The organism is Clostridium sp. 7_2_43FAA (assembly GCF_000158375.2).
Taxonomy (GTDB): Bacteria; Bacillota; Clostridia; order Clostridiales; family Clostridiaceae; genus Clostridium; species Clostridium tertium.
In genome coordinates, this window is sequence record NZ_JH815222.1 from 461,869 (window position 1) to 471,305 (window position 9,437).

Genomic DNA, 9,437 nt, shown 5'->3' on the forward strand with positions numbered 1-9,437 from the left:
AATTTAAATGAAGAAAAAGTTTGTCATGTCATATAGTTGCGGAAAAGACAGCACATTATCTTTATATAGAATGATAAGAGAAGGGCATAAGCCGGCTGCTTTACTTATTACAGTTGATAAAAAAGTTTTAAGATCATGGTTTCATGGGGTGCCAAATGACTTATTAAATGAGGTATCAAAATCACTTGGAATTCCTCTTTTACTTGTAAAATGTGAGGGTGAAGAATATTCAGAAGCATTTAAAAAAGCACTACATAAGGCTAAAATTGAACTAGGTGCAGAAGCTTGTGTATTTGGAGATATAGACTTAGAAGCACATAGAACATGGTGTACAGATAGATGTAATGAAGTAGAAATGGAAGCTATTTTCCCACTTTGGCTTGAAAATAGGGAAAAGCTAACTTACGAATTTATAGATACTGGATTTAAGACTGTTATTAAAAATGTTAGGTTAAATGCATTATCAACTGATTTTTTAGGAAAACAATTAACACATAAAGTAGTGAAGGATATAATTAAGACAGGCTCAGATGCATGTGGAGAAAATGGAGAGTATCATACTTTCGTGTTTGATGGTCCGTTATTTAAGTATCCAATTAAATTTAAGGAAAATGGAATAATTACAAATGAAACGCATGGATTTTTAGATATCGTAGGTGTTATTAATGAGTAGAAGTATTATGTTGCTTGGGACTGCTTCATCAGTAGGTAAAAGTACAATTGCAACAGCTTTTTGTAGATATTTTAAAAATAAAGGATTTAATGTGGCACCATTTAAAGCATTAAATATTTCGTTAAATTCATATGTAACAGAAGAAGGGCTTGAAATGGGAAGAGCTCAGGTTGTTCAAGCTGATGCATGTGAAATAAAACCAAAGGCCTGGATGAATCCAATTCTTTTAAAGCCTAGTGGAAATATGAAAACACAAGTTATAGTAAATGGCAAAGTACAATGCACTATGGATTCATATAAGTATAAAGATTTAAATAGAGAATTAAAGAAAATAGTTAAAGAGACTTTTAATAATGTATCTAAAAGTTATGATTTAATGATTCTTGAGGGTTCAGGAAGTTGTGCAGAAATAAATCTAAAAGACACTGATATAGCTAATATGTCTATGGCAAAGATGAGCAACTCACCTGTTATATTAGTTGCAGATATTGATAGGGGAGGGGTATTTGCATCAGTAGTTGGAACAATAATGCTGTTAGATGAAGAGGAAAGACAAAGAGTTAAAGGTGTAATAATAAATAAATTTAGAGGAAATGTAGAATATTTTAAGCCTGCAATGAAACAGTTAGAGGATATTATAAAAATACCGGTACTTGGAGCTATGCCTTATTTTGACTTAGATATAGAGGATGAAGATAGTGTAACTGAAAGATTAAAAAATAAAAATATTAATAGTGGAAAGTTAGACGTTGTAGTAGTAAGGCTTCCTTATATGTCAAACTTTACAGATTTTAATTCATTAGGAAGATTAAATCAAGTATCTTTAAGGTATGTAGAAAGTGCAAGTGATATTGGAAATCCTAATCTTTTAATAATACCAGGTAGTAAAAATACTATAGAAGATTTAAGAGCTATAAAGAAGAATGGAATATTTAACAAGATTATAGAACTTGAAAAAAGTGGAACTTTGATTTTAGGAATCTGTGGTGGATATCAAATGCTTGGAAATATAATTAAAGATGATTTAGGAGTAGAAGGAGATATAACATCAGAAACTGGATTTGGATTTTTAGATATATGTACTAGCTTTAATAAAACTAAAGTAACAAAGCAATCTGAAGGAAAAGTGGTTTTAGATAAAATTACTCCTATTAAGGATGTAGAAGTATTTGGATATGAAATCCATAATGGTATTAGTAATGTAAATAAAAATGCAATTCCATTCATTAAGATAAATAGTGGAGAAATATTAGGGGTTACAAATAAAGACTACACAGTTTTGGGAACTTATCTTCACGGTATATTTGATGGTGGAGAGTTCTTAAATGCTTTCATAAAGTATCTATTAGAATTAAATAATATGGAAGCTATAATTGAAGATATAACAAGTTATAATGAATATAAATTAAAGCAGTTTGATGAACTTTCTAAAATTTTGGAAGATAATATAGATATGAAAAAATTAGAAGAAATAATAAAGATATGATGTTATTAGGAGATAGTGCTATTACATAATGAAAAAATTATATTTGAAATAGTGATGTTAAATAATCAAAATATTATAATTTAAATTAAGGGGGTGTTTGATACATCCCTATTTTTATAATTTCATTTTTAAAATTTTCAAGAGTAGATATGTAGGTTTGCGCTGAAGTTGATGAGGACAATGAGTTAAACAAAGATATCTATTTACTTTTTTAAAGAATATCTAAAGGAAATCTTATAAAATTCTTAAACTTAATTGTTAAATGCACAATATAATTTAAATATTGTAAAATAGTTAGTAAGAAGTAATTTTATATAACTTATGTTTTTTATGGGGGTGATTAAAAATGAGGGATTTATTAAAAAAGTTTATAGTAAAATATAAATTAAATGAACTAAAATGGTTAGATTTAATATGGCTTGCTATATTCCCACTGATAAATATAAATTATGTTATCTTAGGGGCTATTGCAGAAAAAGGAAAAAATCTTAGTTTGTTTTTAGACAAAGAAATACCTTTTATATCGATGTTTATTTTTCCTTATATATATTGGTATATTTATATTTTCATAGGACTAATATTTATTTTATTAAAAGATCGTAGGAAATATATAAGGGCTCTTTTAGCAGTGTACATTGGTATGTTTATCTGCTACTTTATTTATTATTTGTTTCCAGTAGAAATAGTAAGACCAACAGTTGTTAATAATAATTTGCCTAATAAACTAGTTAATATTATCTACCAAAATGATAGGCCATTTAATTGTTTTCCATCTATACATGTATTAAATACTTATATAATTATGAGGTACACAAATAGAAAAGAAAATAAATCATGGTTTTACTACACTCAAATAGTTGGAATTCTAATTATTTTATCTACCTTATTTATAAAACAGCATTTTATCTTAGATGGAATAGCAGCCATGGTATTAGGTGAAATAGTAATTTCAATCTCTAAGAAGATAGAGGACAAGCACATAGACAATATCTTATTATTACCTTACAAATTAATAGATAAGATAAAAGAAAAAAATGATATTTCTATAAGTTAACTTTTATTAAATAGTTTCATTTTGAAGAATATTATAATTGATAGTAATGATTTGGAGATTATGATTTCATTTTTAGTTCAGTTCTATGAGAAAAGCTTAGCATTATGCTTTGCTTTTTCTTTAGTTATATATAAATTTCATATTTTTTTGTTTTCAAGTTAGTGATATATAACCTTTGCTGATTTCAAGTTGATGATTAAGTAAGTAACTTATGTATTTTAACTTTTTATATATTAATTATAAATAATTTAAAATAATTTATAAAAAACTATTTACAACTAATAATAATTATTATATAATAAAAACATAAAGTAAAGCTTATATAAAAATTAAGTATATAAATAATGTGGAATTTAGGAGGAGTTTAAATTATGAAAAAATTTGTTTGTACAGTATGTGGATACGTTCATGAAGGGGATACAGCACCAGAAGTATGTCCAGTATGTAAGGTAGGTGCTGATAAGTTCATGGAACAATCAGGAGACTTAGCTTGGGCAGATGAACATAGAGTAGGAGTTGCTAAAGATGTAGATCCAAGAGTTATGGAAGGATTACAAGCTAACTTCGTAGGAGAATGTACAGAAGTAGGAATGTACTTAGCAATGTCAAGACAAGCTGATAGAGAAGGATTCCCAGAAGTTGCAGAAGCATATAAGAGAATAGCTTTCGAAGAAGCAGAACACGCTGCAAAATTTGCAGAATTAATTGGAGAAGTAGTTGTTGCTGATACAAAAGCTAACTTACAAGCTAGAGTAAATGCAGAACACGGAGCTTGCCAAGGAAAGAAAGATTTAGCAACATTAGCTAAACAATTAAACTTAGATGCAATCCATGACACAGTTCATGAAATGTGTAAAGATGAAGCTAGACATGGACAAGCATTCAAGGGATTATTAGATAGATATTTTGGACAAAACTAATTTATAAATAGAAAAAGGTTTAGTATTAATTTACTAAACCTTTTTTATTATTCAATTATATTTAAACTTTCAGTTTCCTGAGCCTTTTTATCAATAAATATATTATAGCTTAGTCCTAACAAAATTAATAATCCACCCAATATTTTTCCAACAGAGATAGTATTATTAGAAAAGTAATCTATAATAATTCCAATAGATAGTTGGCCTATAAAAACTAAAAGTGATAATGAAAAAGATGATACTTTTGGTGTGATGTAATTAAACATTAAAACAACTAAAATACCAATTGTACCTCCGAGGTATGCATAAAATGGAATAGATAATTCACTTATATTAATATAGTCCTTAGTAAGAAAGAAAAATATTAATGATGTTATGAAACCTGTTAAATAATTAAAAAATGTTCCTTGGAAAGTTCCTATTTCTTCAGCTAGCTTAAAATTAACTATTCTTGATAAAACAACAGAGACTCCAGATAAAATTGCTAATAAAATATATAACATAAAATCCTCCTAAAAAAATGTCATAATAATTATTCCAGATGTGATAATTGATAAACCAAATATCTTTTTATTTTCAAATCTTACTTTTTTCATTCCCATTAAACCATAACTATCTATTGTGAAAGAAGATACAGTTTGTCCAAGAAGAGCTAATGATATAGTTAAAGAAGCTCCTAATCCTTTAAAACTTATATTATTAAAAATTACTGTAAAAACTCCAATTACTCCAGCACTATACAATATAATAGGAAGTTTTTTCTTAAAGGATATCTTATATTTTTTTAGTAACATAATTACTAGTAATATAATAAATCCGCTTAGATGAATAATTAAAGAGGAAGAATAATTACCTATAGCTTGAGATAAAACTCCATTAAAACTAACCATGATAGTAATTAATATTCCTGTAAATAAAGATAAAAAATTATACATATTGATTCTCCTTAGGCTTTTTTATAAATTTAGCATAAAAGAATTATATTTTATTAGGACATATGTCATAATTAGTATATATAATTTGCAATAAAGTTTATATTTTAGTAATGTATAATAAAAAATTAAATAATATATGCTTTCAATTTTGCCATTTTACTTAAGTATATTAACTTTTTAATATACTATTGTTTTTACTTAGTAGAATATTAATTGAATAGTATACATTATTTATTTAATATTTAAATTTATGGTTTAAGGAGAAAAAATGCAGAGGGTAAAGGACATTAATTTAATAGAAAAATATATAAGATTGAATAAGATTGAAAATTTATTTAATGATGAAATTAGGAAGAATTCTGAAATCCTATTTTTTAATAAACGAGAATTAATTTTTCAAGAGGGGGAAGAGATTAAGTATTTAATGTTTTTTGTAGAAGGAAAGGCAAAAGTTTATACAACATTAAAAAATGGGAAACTATTGTTATTAGATTTTTATAAAGAATTAGATACATTAGGGGACTTAGAACTAATTACTAATGATTTTGCTAGTTGTAATGTTGAAGCTATAGAGCCGTGTATTTGCATCGGCATACCATTAAAAGTATTAAGAAATATTTACTATAATGATACAAATTTAATGAATTTCTTGTGTAACTCATTAGGAAAAAAACTTAAAAGATCATCCAAAAATGCATCTATAAATTTAATGTATCCACTAGAAAATAGAGTTGCAAGCTATATAATTTCAATAGGTACAGATAAAAATAGTGAAATTATTAAATTTGATGAAACTTTAACTGTAATATCTGAATTGTTAGGTACAAGCTATAGGCATTTATTAAGAACATTAAATAGATTATGTAATAAAAATATTTTAAAAAAGGAAGAAGATTATTATATTATTATAGATTATAAAAATCTTGAAGAATTAGCTGCAGATATATATAGTTAGCATGAATAATATCTTTGCTAAAAGATATTTTATAAAATTTATATTTAAGTTGAAATAAGGTGTAGATATAATTAGATGCTTGCTAATATATGGTATTTATTTAAAGTTAGTATTTTATATACTACAAAAACAATGATTTGTACACATTGTTTTTGTAGTATGTTTTACATAAATAAATTTATTAATTATTTAAATATTATATTATTGTTAATTATGTTGATTATTAGGTGAAACATATATATTAGAAAATTTACATATGATATAATTAAATTATCATATCATAATTATTAAAAGTGAGGGAAAACAGATGAAAATGAAAAAGTTATCAGCAATAGTAGCAGCAGTAGTTATAACAGCAAGTTTAGCAGGATGTACAACGGGTGGAGCTAAATTGCCAGAAGGTGATGTTAAGATAGTAAATCAGCAAGTTCAAGGGGTTGTTGAATTATTATTAGAATCTGCAAATTATGGTGAAGACAAAAGTACTGTAGCATCAATGGTATTACCAAAGGATTCTCAATATGATGTGAACTTATATATGGAAAAATACAATAATGGTGAGTTAATTGAAACAAAAGAGTTAACTAAATATACAACTGAAACTATAGAAAAGGACTCAATAATACATATAATAATGAATGCAGCGAGAGCAAATGACGGAGAAGCCGATAAATCTATATATTCTATTGCAGAAGTAGATAAAGAAAATACAAAAGATGCTAAGAATCCAGAATATAAGATAACTAAAACTTATGGAGAAAGCATAGATTTTGATTCAAAGTCAGAAGTAAATCAAGTAGGGAAGAACTTAGATGAGGAAGCTACATTAATTGGATTAGTAAAGTTTAAAGAAGATGATTCAGAAAAAGCTGCGATAAATTTAGATTCATATAAAGATGAAGTGGATAAATATGCATCAGCTAACATAATAAAAATTAAAGTTACAAAAAAGTAAGAGATGTGGCATAATTTTTAATTTTATATTTCAGATTTAAGGGCTGTCTATGACAGCCTTTTATTAATTAAAGGCTCTATTTTAAACTGATGGAGATTAATAAACATAAATAAAATTAGATATCAAATTTTCTGTGTTTATATTTAATTTGCTTAAGTTATATTTTGCGAAGCAAAATAGTGAAGAGTGAAATAGTTAATAGGGAAAAAGTTAAGGAGAAAATCCTTACAGGATTTTTTTAATAAAAGGTGCTTTGCACTTATAGATTAAATTTTGCGTAGCGAAATATCCTAAGCTTTTCACTCTTTCACTTCTAACTTTTCACTAATAAATTGCTTCGCAATTTATAAAAATGAGTTTAATATTTATAAAAAAATTTCATTCATTTTTCTTTTAGAGCATGCCTTTTCTAATTTTTTTGAAGTTGCCAATAGTAACTCTTTATTTACACTTCGAGATTTGTTTGGACAAATAGCTACACAACGCATGCAAGAAATACATTTTTCTTTTTCTACCAATGTTGGATTCTCTTTTGAAATAGCATTAACTGGACACTTTATAGCACAGAGCCCACATTTCTCGCATTCTTCGCTCACTTCTGGAACTAAAGGAATAACATTATATTCCTTATACGGATTATTCCCCGGTACATATAAATCTTTAGTATCCTTTGCCTGTTTTAAAACTTCTTTAATCTCATCAGAAAATTTTATCAATTCTTCTTTGTCTTGTAAATCTGGTCTACCAGTAGCAAATTGATGCATAATGGAATGTTCTGTAACTGCTGCAATTGCTGCAATGCAGACAAACCCTAATGTTGTTAATGTATCTTTCAATTCTAATAATACATCTTCATATGCTCTATTACCGTATGTTGCTACTAAAATGACTTTTGAAGCATTTCCATTAAGCTTCTTAATATTAGACATTGCTATCGTTGGAACACGCCCACCAAAAGACGGAACTGCTATAATACAAAGATCTTTTTCACTAAAGGTAAATTTTGAGAAATCTTCTATTGCATTTAACAAATCTAATTCTATTCTTTCGTAATCAAATTGTCTGCTTATTAAATCTGCTACTTTCTTAGTTCCACCTGTAGGACTAAAATAAATTTCAAATACGTTCATATATTCTATATCTCCCCTCTAAAGTTAACTCTATCTATTATTCTATATAATTTATCTTTATTCTGTATTATAATGCAATTATTAGTTAATTATAGCATATTTGTAAATGTCTCACTCTTAACTTTTCACTAATAAATTGCTTCATGATTTATAATTTCAGTAAGGTATGAAATAAATGACATTTTAATAAATAGTGGCTGCCTATTCAACATCTTTAAATTAGAAGGAAGGATATTTATATGTTGTATATGATATATAAAATCTGTATAATGATTATGAATTATAATATATGGAGTGAAGAACATGAGATTAAGAAAAAAGCCATGGGCTAGACCAGAATTAGAAGCATGTAATTTTTTTATAACTAATCCAAGTGAAAATAAAGGAAAATGGAAACAGTCATTTGTTAATGATAATCCTATATACTTAGAACTAGGATGTGGAAAAGGAACATTTATAGCTGTTCATGGATCAGAAAATGAAGATATAAATTATATTGCTATTGATATCAAAGATGAAGTATTAGTGTTAGCAAAAAGAAATATAGAAAAAGCGTATGAAGATAAAAATAAAGAAATAAATAATTTGAAATTAATGGCTCAGGAAATTGCCTTAATTAATGATATTTTTAGTGAAGAAGATGTAGTAGATAGAATATACATAAATTTCTGTAATCCTTGGCCAAAGGAAAGACATAAAAAAAGAAGACTTACTCATACTAGACAGTTAGAAAACTACAAAAACTTCTTAGCAGAAGATGGAGAAATATACTTTAAGACAGATGATGATGAGTTATTTGATGAATCTATAGAATATTTTAAGGAAGCGGGATTTAATATTGAATATATTACATATGATTTACATAAAAGCGATTTTGTAGGAAATGTTAGAACAGAGCATGAAAATATGTTTAGTGAACAAGGAATAAAGATTAAGTTTTTAATTGCAAGTAGATAGAAAATAATAAAGAGTTAAGTAAAAAGCCTCATTATGAGAGGCAGTGTAATTTAAAGGGACAGTAGTTAGTTTTGTGTAAAAACAAAACTAACTACTGTTTTTTTGTATGAACAGCTGGTGGTTTTGGAATAATATACTATATAAATTTAGGAGGAAAAATTATGACAAAGAATATTAATACCAACTTTGATTACAATGAGGAAGTAAAGAAATGTAAAACTATTGATGATGTTATGGGGAAAAATGGGCTTATTCAGAAGCTTGTTAAAGATGTTCTTGAAAATATATTAGAAGGAGAAATGGAAGAACATTTAGGTAGAAATAAATATGAAAGAAAAGAAACTCCAGATGAATTAAAAAGAACTATAGAAA

10 protein-coding genes and 1 pseudogene are annotated in these 9,437 nt (G+C 26.4%); 8 read left to right on the forward strand and 3 right to left on the reverse strand.

The annotated features are described in order from the left end of the window. Positions 1-7 precede the first annotated feature (7 nt). The 4 genes from CSBG_RS03750 (at position 8) to CSBG_RS03765 (ending at position 4,133) form a co-directional block, all read left to right on the forward strand. Positions 8-673: a diphthine--ammonia ligase gene (locus CSBG_RS03750; protein ID WP_035284987.1), complete on the forward strand. Its 666-nt coding sequence runs from the start codon at positions 8-10 to the stop codon at positions 671-673. After that, positions 666-2,159: a cobyric acid synthase gene (locus tag CSBG_RS03755; protein ID WP_008677208.1), complete on the forward strand. Its 1,494-nt coding sequence runs from the start codon at positions 666-668 to the stop codon at positions 2,157-2,159. Before CSBG_RS03750 ends, CSBG_RS03755 begins: the two co-directional genes overlap by 8 nt. 346 nt (positions 2,160-2,505) lie before the next feature. Further along, on the forward strand, positions 2,506-3,213 hold the full coding sequence (locus tag CSBG_RS03760) for a phosphatase PAP2 family protein (protein ID WP_008677210.1): 708 nt from the start codon (positions 2,506-2,508) through the stop codon (positions 3,211-3,213). 371 nt (positions 3,214-3,584) lie between these two features. Next, positions 3,585-4,133 carry an NADH peroxidase gene (locus tag CSBG_RS03765; RefSeq protein ID WP_008677212.1) on the forward strand — a complete coding sequence of 183 codons (549 nt, stop codon included), beginning with the start codon at positions 3,585-3,587 and terminating at the stop codon, positions 4,131-4,133. A gap of 47 nt (positions 4,134-4,180) precedes the next feature. Here the strand turns inward: CSBG_RS03765 and CSBG_RS03770 are convergent, their stop codons facing one another. Then, positions 4,181-4,636 carry a DMT family transporter gene (locus tag CSBG_RS03770; RefSeq protein ID WP_008677213.1) on the reverse strand — a complete coding sequence of 152 codons (456 nt, stop codon included), beginning with the start codon at positions 4,634-4,636 and terminating at the stop codon, positions 4,181-4,183. Positions 4,637-4,645: 9 nt separating this feature from the next. Beyond that, positions 4,646-5,068, reverse strand: coding sequence for a DMT family transporter (locus CSBG_RS03775; RefSeq protein ID WP_008677215.1), 423 nt, complete (start codon positions 5,066-5,068; stop codon positions 4,646-4,648). A 268-nt stretch (positions 5,069-5,336) separates the two neighbouring features. On the opposite strand from CSBG_RS03775, the gene yeiL reads away from it, so the two are divergent. Further along, the gene (gene yeiL / locus CSBG_RS03780) at positions 5,337-6,023 is read left to right on the forward strand and encodes a transcriptional regulator YeiL (protein ID WP_008677216.1); all 687 of its coding nucleotides are present in this window, start codon (positions 5,337-5,339) and stop codon (positions 6,021-6,023) included. A 307-nt stretch (positions 6,024-6,330) separates the two neighbouring features. Continuing rightward, positions 6,331-6,978: a hypothetical protein gene (locus CSBG_RS03785; RefSeq protein ID WP_008677218.1), complete on the forward strand. Its 648-nt coding sequence runs from the start codon at positions 6,331-6,333 to the stop codon at positions 6,976-6,978. A 365-nt stretch (positions 6,979-7,343) separates the two neighbouring features. On the opposite strand, the gene CSBG_RS03790 is transcribed toward CSBG_RS03785, so the two are convergent. Then, complete coding sequence (locus CSBG_RS03790; protein WP_008677220.1) at positions 7,344-8,108, reverse strand: EFR1 family ferrodoxin; 765 nt, start codon at positions 8,106-8,108, stop codon at positions 7,344-7,346. Positions 8,109-8,411: 303 nt separating this feature from the next. Between CSBG_RS03790 and trmB the strand changes: the two genes are divergently transcribed. Together trmB and CSBG_RS03800 are read left to right on the forward strand one after the other, a co-directional pair. Further along, on the forward strand, positions 8,412-9,065 hold the full coding sequence (trmB, locus tag CSBG_RS03795) for a tRNA (guanosine(46)-N7)-methyltransferase TrmB (protein ID WP_008677221.1): 654 nt from the start codon (positions 8,412-8,414) through the stop codon (positions 9,063-9,065). Positions 9,066-9,226: 161 nt separating this feature from the next. Beyond that, positions 9,227-9,411, forward strand: a pseudogene (locus CSBG_RS03800) (transposase); the annotation flags it as partial. Positions 9,412-9,437 lie beyond the last annotated feature (26 nt).